27 protein-coding genes are annotated in these 19,512 nt (G+C 55.1%); all 27 read right to left on the reverse strand.

Going from position 1 to position 19,512, the window contains the following annotated elements; all coding sequences use genetic code 11:
• Window positions 1-4: 4 nt before the first annotated feature.
• Window positions 5-1,333, reverse strand: coding sequence for a preprotein translocase subunit SecY (gene secY / locus ACS4NR_RS18510; RefSeq protein WP_003228718.1), 1,329 nt, complete (start codon window positions 1,331-1,333; stop codon window positions 5-7).
• A complete protein-coding gene (gene rplO, locus ACS4NR_RS18515; RefSeq protein ID WP_003228720.1) occupies window positions 1,334-1,771 on the reverse strand; it encodes a 50S ribosomal protein L15 in 438 nt (145 codons plus the stop codon).
• Window positions 1,772-1,774: 3 nt separating this feature from the next.
• Window positions 1,775-1,951: a 50S ribosomal protein L30 gene (gene rpmD / locus ACS4NR_RS18520; RefSeq protein ID WP_003176408.1), complete on the reverse strand. Its 177-nt coding sequence runs from the start codon at window positions 1,949-1,951 to the stop codon at window positions 1,775-1,777.
• A 2-nt stretch (window positions 1,952-1,953) separates the two neighbouring features.
• The gene (rpsE, locus tag ACS4NR_RS18525) at window positions 1,954-2,454 is read right to left on the reverse strand and encodes a 30S ribosomal protein S5 (protein ID WP_003176409.1); all 501 of its coding nucleotides are present in this window, start codon (window positions 2,452-2,454) and stop codon (window positions 1,954-1,956) included.
• A gap of 3 nt (window positions 2,455-2,457) precedes the next feature.
• Entirely contained in the window at window positions 2,458-2,808 is a 351-nt protein-coding gene (gene rplR, locus ACS4NR_RS18530) for a 50S ribosomal protein L18 (RefSeq protein ID WP_003186037.1), read from the reverse strand.
• A 10-nt stretch (window positions 2,809-2,818) separates the two neighbouring features.
• A complete protein-coding gene (rplF, locus tag ACS4NR_RS18535; RefSeq protein WP_007966176.1) occupies window positions 2,819-3,352 on the reverse strand; it encodes a 50S ribosomal protein L6 in 534 nt (177 codons plus the stop codon).
• A gap of 12 nt (window positions 3,353-3,364) precedes the next feature.
• The gene (gene rpsH / locus ACS4NR_RS18540; protein WP_007966178.1) at window positions 3,365-3,757 is read right to left on the reverse strand and encodes a 30S ribosomal protein S8; all 393 of its coding nucleotides are present in this window, start codon (window positions 3,755-3,757) and stop codon (window positions 3,365-3,367) included.
• A gap of 209 nt (window positions 3,758-3,966) precedes the next feature.
• The gene (gene rpsN / locus ACS4NR_RS18545) at window positions 3,967-4,272 is read right to left on the reverse strand and encodes a 30S ribosomal protein S14 (RefSeq protein ID WP_003228726.1); all 306 of its coding nucleotides are present in this window, start codon (window positions 4,270-4,272) and stop codon (window positions 3,967-3,969) included.
• Between the two features lie 13 nt (window positions 4,273-4,285).
• Window positions 4,286-4,825: a 50S ribosomal protein L5 gene (gene rplE, locus ACS4NR_RS18550; RefSeq protein WP_003210069.1), complete on the reverse strand. Its 540-nt coding sequence runs from the start codon at window positions 4,823-4,825 to the stop codon at window positions 4,286-4,288.
• 20 nt (window positions 4,826-4,845) lie between these two features.
• Window positions 4,846-5,160, reverse strand: a complete 315-nt coding sequence (rplX, locus tag ACS4NR_RS18555; protein WP_003186046.1) for a 50S ribosomal protein L24 — start codon at window positions 5,158-5,160, stop codon at window positions 4,846-4,848.
• Between the two features lie 11 nt (window positions 5,161-5,171).
• On the reverse strand, window positions 5,172-5,540 hold the full coding sequence (rplN, locus tag ACS4NR_RS18560) for a 50S ribosomal protein L14 (RefSeq protein WP_002555479.1): 369 nt from the start codon (window positions 5,538-5,540) through the stop codon (window positions 5,172-5,174).
• 23 nt (window positions 5,541-5,563) lie between these two features.
• Window positions 5,564-5,830, reverse strand: a complete 267-nt coding sequence (gene rpsQ, locus ACS4NR_RS18565) for a 30S ribosomal protein S17 (RefSeq protein ID WP_003194644.1) — start codon at window positions 5,828-5,830, stop codon at window positions 5,564-5,566.
• Window positions 5,831-5,832: 2 nt separating this feature from the next.
• Window positions 5,833-6,024: a 50S ribosomal protein L29 gene (gene rpmC / locus ACS4NR_RS18570; protein WP_002555481.1), complete on the reverse strand. Its 192-nt coding sequence runs from the start codon at window positions 6,022-6,024 to the stop codon at window positions 5,833-5,835.
• Window positions 6,024-6,437, reverse strand: a complete 414-nt coding sequence (gene rplP, locus ACS4NR_RS18575; protein WP_003228729.1) for a 50S ribosomal protein L16 — start codon at window positions 6,435-6,437, stop codon at window positions 6,024-6,026. The genes rpmC and rplP overlap by 1 nt, the downstream gene beginning before the upstream one ends.
• A 12-nt stretch (window positions 6,438-6,449) precedes the next feature.
• Window positions 6,450-7,136: a 30S ribosomal protein S3 gene (rpsC, locus tag ACS4NR_RS18580; RefSeq protein WP_003176422.1), complete on the reverse strand. Its 687-nt coding sequence runs from the start codon at window positions 7,134-7,136 to the stop codon at window positions 6,450-6,452.
• Window positions 7,137-7,149: 13 nt separating this feature from the next.
• Complete coding sequence (gene rplV, locus ACS4NR_RS18585; protein ID WP_003103908.1) at window positions 7,150-7,482, reverse strand: 50S ribosomal protein L22; 333 nt, start codon at window positions 7,480-7,482, stop codon at window positions 7,150-7,152.
• 11 nt (window positions 7,483-7,493) lie between these two features.
• Window positions 7,494-7,769 (reverse strand): 30S ribosomal protein S19, encoded by a 276-nt coding sequence (rpsS, locus tag ACS4NR_RS18590; protein WP_003228731.1) that lies wholly within the window; start codon window positions 7,767-7,769, stop codon window positions 7,494-7,496.
• A 16-nt stretch (window positions 7,770-7,785) separates the two neighbouring features.
• A complete protein-coding gene (gene rplB, locus ACS4NR_RS18595) occupies window positions 7,786-8,610 on the reverse strand; it encodes a 50S ribosomal protein L2 (RefSeq protein WP_003228734.1) in 825 nt (274 codons plus the stop codon).
• 14 nt (window positions 8,611-8,624) lie between these two features.
• The gene (gene rplW / locus ACS4NR_RS18600; RefSeq protein WP_002555488.1) at window positions 8,625-8,924 is read right to left on the reverse strand and encodes a 50S ribosomal protein L23; all 300 of its coding nucleotides are present in this window, start codon (window positions 8,922-8,924) and stop codon (window positions 8,625-8,627) included.
• Window positions 8,921-9,523 carry a 50S ribosomal protein L4 gene (gene rplD / locus ACS4NR_RS18605; protein ID WP_003228735.1) on the reverse strand — a complete coding sequence of 201 codons (603 nt, stop codon included), beginning with the start codon at window positions 9,521-9,523 and terminating at the stop codon, window positions 8,921-8,923. Before rplD ends, rplW begins: the two co-directional genes overlap by 4 nt.
• A 12-nt stretch (window positions 9,524-9,535) precedes the next feature.
• On the reverse strand, window positions 9,536-10,171 hold the full coding sequence (rplC, locus tag ACS4NR_RS18610) for a 50S ribosomal protein L3 (RefSeq protein ID WP_003228738.1): 636 nt from the start codon (window positions 10,169-10,171) through the stop codon (window positions 9,536-9,538).
• A gap of 80 nt (window positions 10,172-10,251) precedes the next feature.
• Window positions 10,252-10,563 (reverse strand): 30S ribosomal protein S10, encoded by a 312-nt coding sequence (gene rpsJ / locus ACS4NR_RS18615; RefSeq protein WP_003186070.1) that lies wholly within the window; start codon window positions 10,561-10,563, stop codon window positions 10,252-10,254.
• 158 nt (window positions 10,564-10,721) lie between these two features.
• Window positions 10,722-11,915 (reverse strand): elongation factor Tu, encoded by a 1,194-nt coding sequence (tuf, locus tag ACS4NR_RS18620; RefSeq protein ID WP_024014521.1) that lies wholly within the window; start codon window positions 11,913-11,915, stop codon window positions 10,722-10,724.
• 31 nt (window positions 11,916-11,946) lie between these two features.
• Window positions 11,947-14,052: an elongation factor G gene (gene fusA / locus ACS4NR_RS18625; RefSeq protein ID WP_007962223.1), complete on the reverse strand. Its 2,106-nt coding sequence runs from the start codon at window positions 14,050-14,052 to the stop codon at window positions 11,947-11,949.
• Window positions 14,053-14,082: 30 nt separating this feature from the next.
• Entirely contained in the window at window positions 14,083-14,556 is a 474-nt protein-coding gene (gene rpsG / locus ACS4NR_RS18630; protein ID WP_003228745.1) for a 30S ribosomal protein S7, read from the reverse strand.
• A gap of 107 nt (window positions 14,557-14,663) precedes the next feature.
• Window positions 14,664-15,035, reverse strand: coding sequence for a 30S ribosomal protein S12 (rpsL, locus tag ACS4NR_RS18635; protein ID WP_003186084.1), 372 nt, complete (start codon window positions 15,033-15,035; stop codon window positions 14,664-14,666).
• 215 nt (window positions 15,036-15,250) lie between these two features.
• Window positions 15,251-19,450, reverse strand: coding sequence for a DNA-directed RNA polymerase subunit beta' (gene rpoC, locus ACS4NR_RS18640; RefSeq protein ID WP_027614261.1), 4,200 nt, complete (start codon window positions 19,448-19,450; stop codon window positions 15,251-15,253).
• Window positions 19,451-19,512: the final 62 nt, after the last annotated feature.

A 19,512-nucleotide genomic window follows, 5' to 3' on the forward strand; every position in this document is an offset into this window, starting at 1 on the left:
GTACTCAGCGCAACATTCCGCTGCCGTAACCCTTCAGGTTGGCTTTCTTCATCAGGGATTCGTACTGGTGCGAAACGAGGTGCGATTGTACTTGGGACATGAAGTCCATCACAACCACGACCACGATCAGCAACGAGGTCCCGCCAAGGTAGAACGGAACGTTGGCTGCAACCACCAGGAACTGGGGCAACAGGCACACGGCCGTCATGTAAAGAGCACCGAACATGGTCAAGCGAGTCAAAACGCCATCAATATAGCGTGCAGACTGCTCACCTGGACGGATGCCCGGAATAAAGGCACCGGACTTCTTCAGGTTTTCCGCTACGTCTTTCGGATTGAACATCAACGCCGTATAGAAGAAGCAGAAGAAAATAATCCCTGCACTAAACAGCAGAATATTCAACGGCTGACCAGGAGCGATCGACTGCGAGATGTCCTGCAACCAGCCCATACCTTCAGACTGACCAAACCAGGCACCCAACGAAGCCGGGAACAGCAAAATGCTGCTCGCGAAAATAGCCGGAATAACACCGGCCATGTTCACCTTCAGCGGCAAGTGGCTTGTCTGCGCAGCAAAAACCTTGCGGCCCTGCTGACGCTTGGCGTAGTGAACAGCGATACGACGCTGGCCACGCTCAATGAACACCACGAAACCGATAATCGCTACTGCCAGCAAACCGATGGCAACCAAGGCGAAAATATTGATATCACCCTGACGCGCAGACTCGAAAGACTGCCCGATTGCTCTCGGAAGACCGGCGACGATACCCGAAAAAATCAACATCGAGATACCGTTACCTACACCACGCTCAGTAATCTGCTCACCCAGCCACATCATGAACATCGCGCCAGCCACAAAAGTGGATACCGCGACGAAATGGAAGCCAAAGTCACCAGTGAACGCAACGCCCTGCCCCGCCAGACCAATGGACATGCCAATAGCCTGAACGAGAGCGAGGACGACGGTGCCGTAGCGGGTGTACTGGCTGATCTTGCGACGGCCAGCTTCACCTTCCTTCTTCAACTGCTCCAGCTGCGGGCTGACGGCGGTCATCAGCTGCATGATGATCGATGCCGAAATGTACGGCATGATCCCCAATGCAAAGATGCTCATCCGTTCCAGCGCGCCGCCGGAGAACATGTTGAACAAGCTAAGAATGGTCCCCTCATTCTGTCGAAACAGGTCTGCGAGTCGGTCCGGGTTGATACCTGGAACCGGGATGTGTGCGCCTATTCGGTAGACGATAATCGCCAGGAACAGAAAACGCAGACGAGCCCAGAGTTCAGACATACCGCCTTTGCCGAGCGCAGAGAGAGCACCTTGCTTAGCCATTTATTCCTCGAACTTGCCGCCAGCTGCTTCGATAGCCGCACGCGCACCTTTGGTGGCGCCGATTCCCTTGCCGATAGTGACAGCGCGAGTCACTTCACCGGACAGCATGATTTTCACACGCTGTACGTTGACGTTGATCACGTTGGCATCTTTCAGGGACTGCACGGTGACGATGTCGCCTTCCACTTTAGCCAGCTCGGACAGACGCACTTCTGCGCGGTCCATGGCTTTCAGGGAAACGAAACCGAACTTCGGCAGGCGACGATGCAGCGGCTGTTGACCGCCTTCAAAGCCTGGAGCAATAGTGCCACCGGAGCGGGAGGTTTGACCTTTGTGACCACGGCCACCAGTCTTACCCAAACCGCTACCGATACCACGGCCCGGACGATGCTTTTCGCGACGGGAACCCGGCGCTGGACTCAGATCATTGAGTTTCATCGATTAACCCTCGACACGCAGCATGTAGTAAGCCTTGTTGATCATCCCGCGATTCTCGGGAGTATCCTGGACTTCTACAGTGTGACCGATGCGACGCAGACCCAGACCCTTAACGCACAGTTTGTGGTTAGGGATGCGGCCGGTCATGCTTTTGATCAGCGTAACTTTAACGGTAGCCATGATCAGAAGATCTCCTTGACAGTCAGGCCACGCTTTGCAGCGATGGACTCAGGAGATTGCATGGCTTTCAGACCTTTGAAAGTGGCGTGAACCACGTTTACCGGGTTAGTCGAGCCGTAGCACTTGGCCAGAACGTTCTGAACGCCAGCAACTTCGAGGACAGCACGCATAGCGCCGCCAGCGATGATACCGGTACCTTCAGAAGCAGGCTGCATGTACACCTTCGAAGCGCCGTGAGCGGACTTCATTGCGTACTGCAGGGTAGTGCCGTTCAGGTCAACTTGAATCATGTTGCGGCGAGCAGCTTCCATTGCCTTCTGGATCGCAGCAGGCACTTCACGCGACTTGCCACGGCCGAAGCCAACACGCCCTTTACCATCACCAACCACGGTCAACGCGGTGAAAGTGAAGATACGGCCGCCTTTAACGGTTTTGGCTACGCGGTTAACTTGAACCAGCTTCTCAATGTAGCCTTCGTCGCGCTTTTGGTCGTTATTTGACATAACTTAGAACTCCAGCCCAGCTTCACGAGCAGCATCAGCCAGCGCTTTAACGCGGCCATGGTACTTGAAGCCAGAGCGGTCGAAAGCCACTTGCGAGACGCCAGCGGCCTTAGCACGCGTAGCGACCAGCTGGCCAACCTTTGTGGCCGCGTCGATGTTGCCAGTGGCGCCATCACGCAGTTCTTTATCCAAAGTCGAGGCGCTTGCCAGGACTTTGTTGCCGTCGGCCGAGATGACCTGGGCGTAGATGTGCTGCGACGAGCGGAACACGCAGAGACGCACGACTTCGAGTTCGTGCATTTTCAGGCGTGCTTTGCGAGCGCGACGCAGTCGAGTAACTTTTTTGTCGGTCATTTGCTATGCCCTACTTCTTCTTGGCTTCTTTACGACGGACGACTTCGTCCGCGTAGCGCACACCTTTGCCTTTGTACGGCTCTGGTGGACGGAAGTCGCGGATCTCAGCGGCCACTTGACCTACCAGCTGTTTATCGATGCCCTTGATCAGGATATCGGTCTGGCTAGGAGTCTCAGCGGTGATGCCTTGCGGCAGTTCGTAATCCACTGGGTGCGAGAAGCCAAGAGCCAGGTTCAGCACCTGACCTTTTGCTTGCGCCTTGTAACCAACACCGACCAGCTGGAGCTTACGCTCGAAGCCTTGGCTTACGCCTTGGACCATGTTGTTTACCAACGCACGCGTGGTACCGGCCATTGCGCGAGTCTGTTGATCGCCATTGCGAGCAGCGAAACGCAGCTCACCAGCTTCCTCAACGATCTCAACGGACGAATGGATGTTCAGTTCAAGAGTACCCTTGGCACCCTTCACCGAAAGCTGTTGGCCTGCGAATTTTACTTCGACACCGGCTGGCAGCTTAACGGGGTTCTTAGCGACGCGAGACATGCTTATCCCCCCTTAGAACACAGTGCAAAGAACTTCGCCGCCGACACCGGCAGCGCGCGCAGCACGATCCGTCATCACACCTTTGTTGGTGGAGACGATAGACACGCCAAGACCGCCACGAACTTTCGGCAGATCTTCAACGGACTTGTACTGACGCAGGCCTGGACGACTAACGCGCTTCACTTCCTCGATGACCGGACGGCCTTCGAAGTATTTCAGCGAGATGGACAACGACGGCTTAGCGTCGGTGGTGATCTGAAAATCCGCGATGTAACCTTCGTCCTTCAGGACTTTTGCTACAGCCACCTTCAACGTGGAAGACGGCATGCTTACGACAGACTTTTCAGCCATCTGGGCATTACGGATTCGAGTTAGCATGTCCGCTAACGGGTCCTGCATACTCATGGGCTAGACGCTCCTAATACAGAAAAATTAGCCTTGCGGCTACTACATGTCGCCGAGAAACTCCGGGCATGAAAAACACGGGCTCAGGCGAGCCGGTCATTCTAGACACACCCCAGAAATGAATCAAGCCCCAAAAGGGGCTTGATTCAGATTCAAGGCCACCGATGGTCAGGTTCTTGCGACCCCGACCATCAAGGCTTTGACAGCGATTACCAGCTGGCTTTAACCAGACCTGGAACGTCACCACGCATTGCCGCTTCACGCAGTTTGTTACGGCCCAGGCCGAACTTGCGGTAAACGCCGTGCGGACGACCAGTCAGGCGGCAACGGTTACGCATGCGCGAAGCGCTTGCGTCACGTGGTTGCTTCTGCAGAGCTACGGTAGCTTCCCAACGCGCTTCTGGACTTGCGTTCAGATCAACGATGATAGCTTTCAGCGCTGCACGCTTGGTGGCGTACTTGGCAACAGTAAGCTGACGCTTCAGCTCACGGTTTTTCATGCTCTTCTTGGCCATTTTCCTACTCCAATCAGTTGCGGAACGGGAATTTGAAAGCACGCAGCAGAGCGCGGCCTTCATCATCGTTCTTGGCAGTGGTGGTCAGGGTAATGTCCAGACCGCGGAGAGCATCGATCTTGTCGTAGTCGATTTCCGGGAAAATGATCTGCTCTTTCACGCCCATGCTGTAGTTGCCACGACCATCAAAGGACTTGGCATTCAGGCCGCGGAAGTCGCGAACCCGAGGCAGGGAGATCGACAGCAGACGATCCAGGAACTCGTACATACGCTCACGGCGCAGAGTCACTTTGACGCCGATCGGCCATCCTTCACGGACTTTAAAGCCAGCGATGGATTTACGAGCGTAGGTCACAACGACTTTTTGGCCGGTGATCTTTTCCAGGTCAGCAACAGCGTGCTCGATGACTTTTTTGTCGCCGATCGCTTCGCCCAGACCCATGTTCAGGGTGATTTTGGTAACGCGCGGAACTTCCATCACGTTCGAAAGCTTAAGTTCTTCCTTAAGTTTCGGAGCGATTTCCTTCCGGTAAATCTCTTTTAGTCGTGCCATGGTCTTCTACCTAGCAGTGTTCAAGCATCAACCGCTTTTTGGGTCGACTTGAAGACACGAATTTTCTTACCGTCTTCTACTTTGAAACCAACGCGGTCAGCCTTGTTGGTTTCGCCGTTGAAGATGGCGACGTTGGAAGCGTGCAGTGGCGCTTCTTTCTCGACGATACCGCCCTGTACGCCCGACATCGGGTTAGGCTTGGTATGACGCTTGACCAGGTTCAGACCACCAACAACCAGACGGTTGTCAGCAAGAACCTTCAGCACCTTACCGCGCTTACCTTTGTCTTTGCCGGCGATCACGATGATCTCGTCGTCACGACGAATCTTTTGCATGTCGGATCTCCTTACAGCACTTCTGGGGCGAGCGAGACGATCTTCATGAACTTCTCAGTACGAAGTTCACGGGTCACTGGCCCAAAGATACGGGTGCCGATCGGCTCTTGCTTGTTGTTCAGAAGAACAGCAGCGTTGCCATCAAAGCGGATAATGGAGCCATCAGCACGACGTACGCCGTGACGAGTGCGGACTACAACAGCAGTCATCACTTGGCCTTTTTTCACTTTACCGCGAGGAATTGCTTCCTTCACGGTAACTTTGATGATGTCACCGATACCAGCGTAACGACGATGGGAGCCACCCAGCACCTTGATGCACATAACGCGGCGAGCGCCGCTGTTATCGGCCACATCGAGCATGGATTGAGTCTGAATCATATAATTTCTCCGACCCCTAGCCCTTAGACTTCCACAGCGCGTTCGAGAACATCAACCAGCGCCCAAGACTTGGTCTTGGCCATCGGACGAGTTTCACGAATAGTGACTTTGTCGCCGATGTGGCACTGATTGGTTTCGTCGTGCGCGTGCAGCTTAGTCGAACGCTTAACGTATTTACCGTAGATCGGGTGCTTAACGCGACGCTCGATCAGAACGGTGATGGTTTTGTCCATCTTGTCGCTGACAACACGGCCAGTCAGCGTACGGACAGTTTTTTCGGCTTCAGCCATGATCACTTACCTGCCTGCTGGTTGAGCACAGTCTTCACGCGAGCGATGTCACGCTTAACTTGCGAGAGCAGATGAGACTGCCCCAACTGGCCAGTTGCTTTCTGCATGCGCAGATTGAACTGGTCGCGCAGCAAGCCGAGCAGTTGCTCGTTCAGCTGCTGTGCGGATTTTTCACGAAGTTCATTCGCTTTCATCACATCACCGTCCGTTTAACAAAGGAGGTGGCGAGCGGCAGCTTTGCAGCAGCCAGGGCGAAAGCCTCACGCGCCAGCTCTTCAGAAACACCCTCGATTTCATACAGGACTTTGCCTGGCTGAATCTGGGCAACCCAGTACTCCACGTTACCCTTACCTTTACCCATACGAACCTCGAGAGGTTTTTTGGAGATCGGCTTGTCCGGGAATACACGGATCCAGATCTTGCCGCCACGTTTTACGTGACGGGTGAGAGCACGACGTGCTGACTCGATCTGACGAGCGGTGAGACGACCACGAGCAACAGACTTCAGCGCGAACTCGCCGAAGCTGACTTTGCTACCGCGCAGTGCCAGACCACGGTTGTGGCCGGTCATCTGCTTGCGGAACTTCGTACGCTTTGGTTGCAACATTTGGCGTACCCCTTACTTAGCAGCTTTTTTACGAGGCGCTGGTGCTTGTGGCTTCAGCTCTTCTTGGCGACCACCAATTACTTCGCCTTTGAAGATCCAAACCTTTACACCGATCACACCGTAAGTGGTGTGAGCTTCGTAGTTGGCATAGTCGATGTCGGCACGCAGGGTGTGCAGTGGCACACGACCTTCGCGATACCATTCAGTACGTGCGATTTCAGCACCGCCGAGACGACCGCTCACTTGGATTTTGATGCCTTTGGCACCAATGCGCATGGCGTTCTGTACTGCGCGCTTCATCGCGCGACGGAACATTACACGACGCTCCAGCTGCTGAGCTACGCTCTGCGCAACCAGCATACCGTCGAGCTCCGGCTTGCGGATCTCTTCGATATTGATGTGCACAGGCACACCCATTTGCTTGGTCAGGTCCTGACGCAGTTTCTCAACATCTTCACCTTTCTTCCCGATAACGATACCTGGGCGAGCGGTGTGGATGGTGATGCGTGCAGTTTGGGCCGGACGATGGATATCGATACGGCTTACGGACGCGCTTTTTAGTTTGTCTTGGAGATACTCACGCACTTTCAGATCTGCGAACAAGTAGTCCGCATAAGTCCGACCGTCTGCGTACCAGACGGAGGTGTGCTCCTTGACGATTCCCAGGCGAATGCCAATGGGATGTACTTTCTGACCCATCTCTTCGACTCCGTTACTTGTCAGCAACCTTGACAGTGATATGGCAAGACCGCTTGACGATGCGATCAGCACGGCCTTTGGCACGTGGCATGATGCGCTTCAGCGAACGCCCTTCGTTGACGAAAACGGTGCTGACCTTCAGGTCATCAACGTCTGCGCCTTCGTTATGCTCGGCGTTGGCTACGGCCGACTCCAGCACTTTCTTCATGATCTCGGCGGCTTTCTTACTGCTGAAAGCCAACAGGTTGAGCGCTTCGCCCACCTTCTTCCCGCGGATCTGGTCGGCGACCAAGCGGGCTTTCTGGGCGGAGATTCGAGCGCCCGACAACTTAGCGGCTACTTCCATTTCCTTACCCCTTAACGCTTGGCTTTCTTGTCAGCCACGTGCCCACGATAAGTGCGGGTACCGGCGAACTCGCCCAGTTTATGGCCAACCATGTCTTCGTTCACGAGAACTGGGACGTGCTGACGGCCGTTGTGTACTGCGATGGTCAGACCGACCATTTGTGGCAGGATCATCGAACGACGCGACCAAGTCTTAATTGGTTTGCGATCGTTCTTTTCCGCCGCCACTTCGATCTTCTTCAGTAGGTGAAGATCAATAAAAGGACCTTTTTTCAGAGAACGTGGCACTGTCGTATCCCTCTATTTACTTGCGACGACGGACGATCATTTTGTCGGTACGCTTATTACCACGAGTCTTCGCGCCCTTAGTCGGGAAGCCCCATGGCGATACCGGATGACGACCACCAGAGGTACGACCTTCACCACCACCATGTGGGTGGTCAACCGGGTTCATGGCAACACCACGAACGGTTGGGCGAACGCCACGCCAGCGTTTGGCACCAGCTTTACCCAGCGAACGCAGGCTATGCTCGGAGTTCGAGACTTCGCCCAGGGTCGCACGGCATTCAGCCAGGACTTTACGCATTTCACCGGAACGCAGACGCAGGGTAACGTACACGCCTTCACGAGCGATCAGCTGAGCCGAAGCACCAGCGGAACGAGCGATCTGTGCGCCTTTACCTGGCTTCAGTTCGATGCCGTGTACGGTAGAACCGACTGGAATGTTGCGCAGTTGCAGAGCGTTGCCTGGCTTGATTGGAGCCAGAGCGCCTGCGATCAGCTGGTCGCCAGCACTCACGCCTTTAGGGGCGATGATGTAGCGACGCTCGCCGTCTGCGTAGCAGAGCAGTGCGATGTGAGCAGTACGGTTTGGATCGTATTCGATACGCTCGACAGTGGCGACGATGCCATCTTTGTCGTTGCGACGGAAATCGACCATACGGTAATGCTGCTTATGACCACCACCGATGTGACGAGTGGTAATACGGCCATTGTTGTTACGACCACCAGTCTTCGATTTTTTCTCGAGCAGCGGTGCGTGAGGAGCGCCTTTATGCAGCTCCTGGTTGACCACCTTGACCACAAAACGGCGGCCAGGGGAAGTCGGTTTGCATTTAACGATTGCCATGATGCACCCCTTCCTTACTCAGCACTGCTGCTGAAATCGAGATCTTGGCCTGGCTGAAGGGAGATAACTGCCTTCTTCCAGTCATTACGCTTGCCCAGACCGCGAGCAGTGCGCTTGCTCTTACCCAGAACGTTCAGGGTAGTGACGCGCTCTACTTTCACGCTGAACAGGCTTTCGACGGCCTTCTTGATTTCCAGCTTGGTTGCATCAGTAGCAACCTTGAAAACGAACTGGCCTTTCTTGTCTGCCAGAACCGTAGCCTTCTCGGAAACGTGCGGGCCAAGCAGAACTTTAAATACGCGTTCCTGGTTCATCCCAGCAGCTCCTCGAATTTCTTCACGGCCGACACGGTGATCAACACCTTGTCGTATGCGATCAGACTAACTGGATCGGAACCTTGCACGTCACGTACATCTACGTGTGGCAGGTTACGAGCAGCCAGGTACAGGTTCTGATCAACAGCGTCCGACACGATGAGAACATCGGTCAGGCTCATGTTGTTCAGCTTGCCCAGCAGATCTTTGGTTTTCGGAGTTTCAACAGCGAAATCCTGAACCACGACCAGACGATCAGTACGCACTAGCTCAGCAAGGATGGAACGCATTGCTGCGCGATACATCTTCTTGTTCAGCTTCTGGGAATGATCCTGTGGACGAGCTGCGAAAGTGGTACCGCCGCCACGCCAGATTGGGCTACGGATAGTACCGGCACGAGCACGGCCAGTACCTTTCTGACGCCATGGGCGCTTGCCGCCACCACGAACGTCGGAACGGGTCTTTTGCTGCTTGCTACCTTGACGGCCGCCGGCCATGTAGGCCACGACTGCTTGGTGAACCAGCGTCTCGTTGAACTCGCCGCCAAATGTCAGTTCGGAAACTTCGATCGCTTGAGCGTCATTTACATTTAATTGCATGTCAGCTTCCCCTTAACCGCGAGCCTTGGCTGCTGGACGTACAACCAGGTTGCCGCCAGTAGCGCCAGGAACAGCGCCCTTGACCAACAACAGATTGCGTTCAGCGTCCACGCGCACTACTTCCAGGGACTGCACGGTCACGCGCTCAGCGCCCATATGACCGGACATTTTTTTGCCCTTGAATACACGACCAGGAGTCTGGCACTGGCCGATAGAGCCTGGGACGCGGTGGGATACGGAGTTACCGTGGGTGTTATCTTGCCCGCGGAAATTCCAACGCTTGATCGTACCCTGGAAGCCTTTACCCTTGGACTGACCGGTTACATCAACCAGTTGACCAGCGGCGAAGATTTCAGCGTTGATCAGATCGCCAGCCTGGTACTCGCCTTCTTCAAGACGGAATTCCATGGTGGTGCGACCAGCGGCTACGTTCGCCTTGGCGAAGTGACCAGCTTGAGCTGCTGTTACACGCGAAGCACGACGCTCGCCGACAGTGACTTGCACTGCACGATAGCCATCGGTCTCTTCAGTTTTGAACTGGGTGACGCGATTCGGCTCGATCTCAATGACCGTGACCGGAATGGAGACACCTTCTTCGGTGAAAATACGGGTCATACCGCATTTACGACCGACTACACCAATAGTCATGTTGTAAACCTCATGAGTGTACGGGGCTTTCACCCGCTATGGCCGCCCATTTCAGAGCGTTACACGACCAAGACCGAGTCTTAGCCGAGGCTGATCTGCACTTCCACACCGGCCGCAAGATCAAGCTTCATAAGAGCATCAACGGTTTTATCCGTTGGCTGGACGATGTCCAGAACGCGCTTATGAGTGCGGATTTCGTACTGGTCACGCGCGTCTTTGTTGACGTGCGGGGAAACCAGAACGGTGAACCGCTCTTTACGGGTAGGCAGTGGAATTGGACCACGCACTTGAGCACCAGTACGTTTCGCGGTTTCCACGATTTCCTGGGTTGATTGGTCGATCAGGCGATGGTCGAAAGCCTTCAACCTGATACGGATTTGCTGATTTTGCATTGGATTTCAGACTCCGGCTGCTATTCCCACCGGGCGCAATACGCCCGTTAAAAGGAGGCGCAATTCTATAGACGCCCCAGATAGGTGTCAACCCAATAAAAAAGCCCCCGCTGAGCGGGGGCTTTTTCACTTCATCAAGCAGACTCTATAAAAGAGAATTACTCGATGATTTTGGCTACGACGCCAGCGCCGACGGTACGACCGCCTTCACGGATAGCGAAACGCAGACCGTCTTCCATCGCGATGGTTTTGATCAGGGTAACAGTCATCTGAATGTTGTCACCTGGCATTACCATTTCAACGCCTTCTGGCAGCTCGCAGTTACCAGTCACGTCAGTAGTACGGAAGTAGAACTGTGGACGGTAGCCTTTGAAGAACGGAGTGTGACGACCGCCTTCTTCCTTGCTCAGAACGTAAACTTCTGCGGTGAACTTGGTGTGCGGCTTAACCGAACCTGGCTTAACCAGAACCTGACCACGCTCAACGTCGTCACGCTTGGTACCACGCAGCAGAACGCCGCAGTTCTCGCCAGCACGACCTTCGTCGAGCAGCTTGCGGAACATCTCAACACCGGTGCAGGTGGTGGTAGTGGTGTCACGCAGACCAACGATTTCCAGTGCATCTTGAACGCGAACGATACCGCGCTCGATACGACCAGTCACAACAGTACCGCGACCCGAGATCGAGAATACGTCTTCGATTGGCATCAGGAATGGCTTGTCGATCATACGAACTGGTTCTGGGATGTAGGTATCCAGAGTTTCAACCAGTTTACGAACGGCAGTGGTGCCCATTTCGTTGTCGTCTTTGCCTTCCAGCGCCATACGAGCCGAACCGATGATGATCGGAGTGTCGTCGCCTGGGAAGTCATAGGTGGACAGCAGGTCGCGAACTTCCATCTCAACCAGTTCCAGCAGCTCAGCGTCGTCTACCAGGTCAGCCTTGTTCAGGAAAACCACGATGTACGGAACGCCTACCTGACGGGACAGCAGGATGTGCTCACGGGTTTGTGGCATCGGACCATCAGCGGCCGAGCAAACCAGGATCGCGCCGTCCATCTGGGCAGCACCGGTGATCATGTTCTTCACGTAGTCAGCGTGACCTGGGCAGTCAACGTGAGCGTAGTGACGAATAGTCGAGTTGTACTCAACGTGAGCGGTGTTGATGGTGATACCGCGAGCTTTTTCTTCTGGAGCGCTATCGATCTTGTCGAATTCAACTACGGCCGAACCGAAAACTTCGGAGCAGACGCGAGTCAGAGCAGCGGTCAGAGTGGTTTTACCGTGGTCAACGTGACCGATGGTGCCAACGTTGACGTGCGGTAGGGAACGATCAAATTTTTCTTTAGCCACGACAATTAACTCCTAGCCTAAAGGGGCTGAATCAGCCTTGTTTTTTGGTTACGGATTCGACGATGTGCGACGGAGCCGTATCGTATTTTTTGAATTCCATAGAGTAGCTTGCGCGACCCTGGGACATGGAACGAACGTCGGTCGCATAACCGAACATCTCACCCAGTGGAACCTCGGCACGGATAACCTTGCCGGACACTGTGTCTTCCATACCCTGGATCATGCCGCGACGACGGTTAAGGTCGCCCATTACATCACCCATATAGTCTTCAGGCGTAACAACCTCTACCGCCATGATCGGCTCGAGCAACTCACCACCGCCCTTCTGGGCCAGTTGCTTGGTCGCCATGGAAGCAGCCACTTTAAACGCCATCTCGTTGGAGTCGACGTCGTGGTAAGAACCATCGAACACGGTAGCCTTCAGGCCGATCAGCGGATAGCCGGCAACAACGCCGTTCTTCATCTGCTCTTCGATACCCTTCTGGATAGCCGGGATGTATTCCTTAGGAACCACACCACCTACAACTTCGTTCACGAATTGCAGACCTTCCTGACCTTCGTCAGCAGGAGCAAAACGGATCCAGCAGTGACCGAACTGGCCGCGACCACCGGACTGACGAACGAACTTGCCTTCGATTTCACAGTTCTTCGTGATGCGCTCACGATACGAAACCTGAGGCTTGCCGATGTTGGCTTCGACGTTGAACTCACGGCGCATCCGGTCAACCAGGATGTCCAGGTGCAGCTCGCCCATGCCGGAGATGATCGTTTGACCAGTCTCTTCATCAGTTTTAACGCGGAAAGACGGGTCTTCCTGAGCCAGCTTGCCCAGTGCGATACCCATTTTTTCCTGGTCATCCTTGGTCTTGGGCTCTACGGCAACCGAAATAACCGGCTCCGGGAAGTCCATGCGAACCAGGATGATTGGCTTGTCAGCGTTGCAGAGGGTTTCACCAGTGGTGACGTCCTTCATGCCGATCAGGGCCGCGATGTCGCCAGCGCGTACTTCCTTGATCTCTTCACGGGCGTTTGCGTGCATTTGCACCATACGGCCCACGCGCTCTTTCTTGCCTTTAACCGAGTTGATCACGCCGTCGCCGGAGTTCAACACGCCCGAGTAAACACGGACGAAGGTCAAAGTACCCACGAATGGGTCGGTAGCGATTTTGAACGCCAGTGCCGCGAACGGCTCGTCGTCACTTGCGTGACGCTCCATTTCCTCTTCCTCGTTATCAGGGTTCGAGCCCTTGATAGCTGGAATGTCGGTTGGAGCAGGCAGGAAGTCGATAACGGCGTCGAGAACCAGGGGAACGCCCTTGTTCTTGAACGACGAACCGCACACAGCCAGAACGATTTCGCCAGCGATAGTACGCTGACGCAGAGCAGCCTTGATCTCTTCGATCGACAGCTCTTCGCCTTCCAGGTACTTGTTCATCAGCTCTTCACTGGCTTCGGCCGCAGCCTCAACCATGTTGCTGCGCCACTCAGTAGCCAGCTCGAGCATGTCCGCAGGGATTTCCTTGCGAACAGGAACCATACCCTTGTCAGAGTCGTTCCAGTAAACAGCCTGCATGTTGATCAGGTCGATCTGGCCCTGGAAGTTGTCTTCCGAACCGATAGCGAGCTGAATCGGCACCGGAGTGTGACCCAGACGCTGCTTGATCTGACCGATCACGCGCAGGAAGTTGGCACCGGCACGGTCCATCTTGTTTACGTAAACAAGACGTGGAACGCCGTATTTGTTGGCCTGACGCCATACGGTTTCCGACTGCGGCTCAACACCCGAAGTACCGCAGAATACAACGACAGCGCCGTCGAGTACGCGCAGGGAACGTTCAACTTCAATGGTGAAGTCTACGTGGCCCGGGGTATCGATGACGTTGAAGCGGTGTTCGTGAGGATACTGCTTCTCGGAACCTTTCCAGAAGGCGGTAATGGCAGCAGAAGTAATGGTAATACCACGCTCCTGCTCCTGAACCATCCAGTCTGTGGTCGCGGCGCCGTCATGCACCTCGCCCATTTTGTGACTTTTGCCAGTGTAAAAAAGGACGCGCTCGGTGGTGGTGGTTTTACCAGCATCCACGTGAGCGACGATACCGATGTTACGGTAGCGACTAATCGGAGTAGTACGAGCCATAAAGCCCTCGCAAAATTAGTGAAGCTAAAATTAGAAGCGGTAGTGCGAGAAAGCTTTGTTGGCTTCGGCCATACGGTGCACGTCTTCACGCTTCTTAACAGCAGCACCTTTACCTTCAGCAGCATCCAGCAGTTCGCCAGCCAAACGCAGAGCCATAGACTTCTCGCCACGCTTACGGGCGAAGTCTACCAACCAGCGCATTGCCAGAGCGTTACGGCGGGAAGGACGAACCTCGACCGGAACCTGGTAAGTAGCACCACCAACGCGGCGCGACTTCACTTCGACCAGCGGAGCGATGGCGTCGAGTGCTTTTTCGAAGAGTTCCAGGGGATCGGTGCCGGCCTTACGAGCCTTCACGGTTTCCAGGGCACCATAAACGATACGCTCGGCAACGGCTTTCTTGCCGCTTTCCATAACGTGGTTCATGAATTTGGCGAGGATCTGGCTTCCGTATTTCGGATCGTCCAGAATCTCACGCTTTGCTGCTACGCGACGTCTTGGCATGATAAGCCCTCAAGCGGTCTTCAGGTTAGTTCGGGACAGATCCATTGGATGCAAGCCCGACCTTACTCTTATCGACTCAATAAAATGAAAATCTGCAAAACGACCGATTACTTCGGACGCTTGGTACCGTACTTCGAACGACCCTGGTTACGGCCTTTAACGCCGGAAGTATCCAAGGAGCCGCGAACGGTGTGGTAACGAACACCTGGCAAGTCTTTTACACGACCGCCGCGGATCAGTACCACGCTGTGCTCTTGCAGGTTGTGGCCTTCACCACCGATGTACGAGGAAACCTCGAAACCGTTGGTCAGACGCACACGGCATACTTTACGCAGTGCCGAGTTAGGTTTTTTCGGCGTAGTGGTGTACACACGGGTGCACACGCCACGACGTTGCGGGCAGTTCTGCAGCGCAGGCACGTCGGATTTCTCGACGATACGCTTACGCGGCTGACGTACCAGCTGGTTGATAGTTGCCATCTACTAGCTCCACTGTTGTCTTGCGACGCTATTGTCTTGCAAGAAAAGCAAAATGACAGGAACGGATTCCCGCCAAATTTAGGGGATCAAGAGTCTAAAGAGGATCTTGTCCCCAGTCAAGGCAAGGCCCCGACCTCCCCGCCCGTCGAACCTTGACAATTTGTCTCGACTCGACGAACGGAGCGATCAGGGCCTCAGCTTAGTTACCGCAGAACTCAGTTACCGCTCGAGTTCAGCGCTTCGGTCAGTGCAGCTTCCACTTCACTGGCGCTTACGCGCAACGGCTTGTCTGCATCACGACGACGCTTGCGCTCGCTGTGATATGCCAGACCGGTACCGGCCGGGATCAGACGACCCACAACCACGTTTTCTTTCAGGCCGCGCAGATAGTCGCGCTTGCCGGTGACTGCCGCTTCGGTCAGTACGCGAGTGGTTTCCTGGAAGGAAGCCGCCGAGATGAACGATTCGGTGGACAACGACGCCTTGGTGATACCCAGCAGAACGCGAGTGAACTTGGAGACAAACTTGTCTTCCGCGCTCAGACGCTCGTTCTCTACCAGCACGTGAGTCAGTTCCATCTGGTCGCCCTTGATGAAGCTGGAATCGCCGGACTCGGAGATCTCAACTTTACGCAGCATCTGACGCAGGATGGTCTCGATGTGCTTGTCGTTGATCTTCACGCCTTGCAGACGGTAAACGTCCTGGATCTCGTTCACGATGTACTTGGCCAGCGCGCTCACACCCAGCAGACGCAGGATGTCGTGCGGATCGCTTGGACCGTCGGAGATAACTTCGCCGCGGTTTACCTGTTCGCCTTCGAACACGTTCAGGTGACGCCACTTCGGAATCAGCTCTTCGTACGGATCGCTACCGTCGTTCGGGGTAATGACCAGACGGCGCTTGCCTTTGGTCTCTTTACCGAACGCGATGGTGCCGCTGACTTCAGCCAGAATCGACGCTTCTTTCGGACGACGAGCTTCGAACAAGTCGGCAACACGCGGCAGACCACCGGTGATGTCACGGGTCTTCGAAGTTTCTTGCGGGATACGAGCGATAACATCACCGATCGCGATCTTCGCACCGTCCGCAACACCGACCAGAGCGTTGGCTGGCAGGAAGTACTGAGCGATAACGTCAGTGCCTGGCAGCAACAGATCCTTGCCGTTGTCGTCGACCATCTTCACTGCAGGACGGATTTCCTTACCGGCAGCTGGACGATCTTTCGCGTCGAGTACTTCAATGTTGGTCATACCGGTCAATTCGTCAGTCTGACGCTTGATCGTGATGCCTTCTTCCATGCCCACGTAGGTCACGGTACCTTTCATTTCGGTAACGATCGGGTGAGTGTGCGGATCCCACTTGGCCACGATTGCGCCAGCGTCGACCTTGTCACCTTCTTTAACCGAAATCACAGCACCGTACGGCAGCTTGTAACGCTCACGCTCACGACCGAAGTCATCAGCGATGGCCAGCTCACCGGAGCGGGACACAGCAACCAAGTGGCCATCCACACGCTCAACGTGCTTCAGGTTGTGCAGACGGACAGTACCGCCATTCTTCACCTGAACGCTGTCGGCTGCGGAAGTACGGCTTGCCGCACCACCGATGTGGAACGTACGCATCGTCAGCTGGGTACCCGGCTCACCGATGGACTGGGCAGCGATAACGCCGACCGCTTCACCGATGTTCACCTGGTGACCACGAGCCAGATCACGGCCGTAGCACTTGGCGCAAATACCGTAGCGGGTTTCGCAGCTGATCGGCGAACGCACGATCACTTCGTCGATGCTGTTCAGCTCGATGAACTCGACCCACTTCTCGTCTACCAGGGTACCGGCAGGAACGATGACGTCCTCGGTGCCTGGCTTGAATACGTCACGGGCAATAACACGACCCAGTACGCGCTCACCCAACGGCTCTACAACGTCACCGCCTTCAATGTGCGGAGTCATCAGCAGACCGTGTTCGGTGCCGCAATCGATCTCGGTTACAACCAGATCCTGCGCCACGTCTACCAGACGACGAGTCAGGTAACCGGAGTTCGCAGTTTTCAACGCGGTATCCGCCAGACCTTTACGAGCACCGTGAGTCGAGATGAAGTACTGAAGTACGCTCAGACCTTCACGGAAGTTCGCAGTAATCGGCGTTTCAATGATGGAACCGTCCGGCTTGGCCATCAGACCACGCATACCGGCCAGCTGACGAATCTGTGCTGCGGAACCCCGCGCACCCGAGTCGGCCATCATGTACATCGAGTTGAAGGACTCTTGGTCGACTTCATCACCGTGACGGTCGATGACTTTCTCTTTCGAGAGGTTGGCCATCATCGCCTTGGAAACTTCGTCGTTCGCCTTCGACCAAAGGTCGATCACTTTGTTGTACTTCTCGCCCTGGGTTACCAGGCCGGAGGCGTACTGGCTCTCGATCTCTTTCACTTCGTCGGTGGCTGCACCGATGATGCGGGCTTTTTCGTCCGGGATAACGAAGTCGTTAACACCGATGGAAACGCCGGAGATGGTCGAGTAAGCGAAACCGGTGTACATCAACTGGTCAGCGAAGATCACGGTCTCTTTCAGACCAACCACGCGGTAGCACTGGTTGATCAGCTTGGAGATCGCCTTTTTCTTCATTGGCAAGTTGACGACATCGTACGACAGACCTTTTGGCACAACCTGGAACAGCAGCGCACGGCCAACAGTGGTGTCGACGATACGAGTGTTGCTCACGCTGTTGCCGTCACGGTCGTTGACGGTTTCGTTGATACGAACCTTGACCTTGGCGTGCAGTGCGGCTTCGCCGGCACGGAACACACGGTCAACTTCCTGCAGATCCGCGAACACACGACCTTCGCCCTTGGCGTTGATCGCTTCACGAGTCATGTAGTAGAGACCCAATACAACGTCCTGCGACGGAACGATGATTGGCTCACCGTTGGCTGGCGACAGAATGTTGTTGGTCGACATCATCAACGCACGCGCTTCGAGCTGGGCTTCCAGCGTCAGCGGTACGTGCACGGCCATTTGGTCGCCGTCGAAGTCGGCGTTGTACGCGGCGCAGACCAGCGGGTGCAGCTGGATAGCCTTACCTTCGATCAGTACCGGTTCAAACGCCTGGATACCCAGACGGTGAAGGGTCGGTGCACGGTTGAGAAGAACCGGGTGTTCGCGAATCACTTCAGCGAGAACGTCCCAAACCTCTGGCAGTTCGCGCTCGACCATTTTCTTGGCCGCTTTGATGGTGGTCGCGAGACCACGCATTTCCAGCTTGCCGAAAATGAACGGTTTGAACAGCTCGAGAGCCATCTTCTTCGGCAGACCGCACTGGTGCAGACGCAGGGTCGGACCTACGGTAATTACCGAACGACCGGAGTAGTCAACACGCTTACCGAGCAAGTTCTGACGGAAACGACCCTGCTTACCCTTGATCATGTCAGCCAGGGATTTCAGAGGACGCTTGTTCGAACCGGTGATAGCGCGGCCACGACGACCGTTGTCGAGCAGTGCATCGACAGCTTCCTGCAACATACGCTTTTCGTTGCGCACGATGATGTCCGGAGCGGACAGATCCAGCAGGCGCTTCAAACGGTTGTTACGGTTGATCACTCGACGATACAGATCGTTGAGGTCGGAAGTCGCGAAACGACCGCCATCCAGCGGGACCAGTGGACGCAGATCTGGCGGCAAAACCGGCAGAACGGTCAGCACCATCCACTCTGGCAGGTTGCCGGAACCCTGGAAGGCTTCCATCAACTTCAGACGCTTGGACAGCTTCTTGATCTTGGTTTCCGAGTTGGTTTGCGGAATTTCTTCGCGCAGACGGCCAATCTCGTGCTCCAGGTCGATAGCGTGCAGCAGTTCACGGACAGCTTCTGCACCCATGCGGGCGTCGAAGTCATCACCAAACTCTTCCAGCGCTTCGAAGTACTGCTCGTCGTTCAGCAGCTGACCCTTTTCAAGGGTGGTCATGCCCGGATCGATAACGACGTAGCTCTCGAAGTAGAGAACGCGTTCGATATCACGCAGGGTCATATCCATCAGCAAGCCGATACGGGACGGCAGCGATTTCAGGAACCAGATATGGGCAACCGGCGAAGCCAGTTCGATGTGCGCCATGCGCTCACGACGAACCTTGGCCAGTGCAACTTCAACGCCGCACTTCTCGCAGATCACACCACGGTGCTTCAAGCGCTTGTACTTACCGCACAGGCACTCGTAATCCTTTACCGGGCCAAAGATCTTGGCGCAGAACAGACCGTCACGCTCAGGTTTGAACGTACGGTAGTTGATGGTTTCCGGCTTTTTAACTTCGCCGAACGACCACGAGCGGATCATCTCAGGCGAGGCCAATCCGATACGGATGGCGTCGAACTCTTCGACTTGACCCTGGTTTTTCAGCAAATTCAGTAGGTCTTTCAAGGCCTTTCCTCCTGGCGGAGCAGAGAGCGGGCAGTCCTGCCCCGCTCTCGATCGCGTCACGT

The organism is Pseudomonas sp. JQ36, from assembly GCF_053851495.1.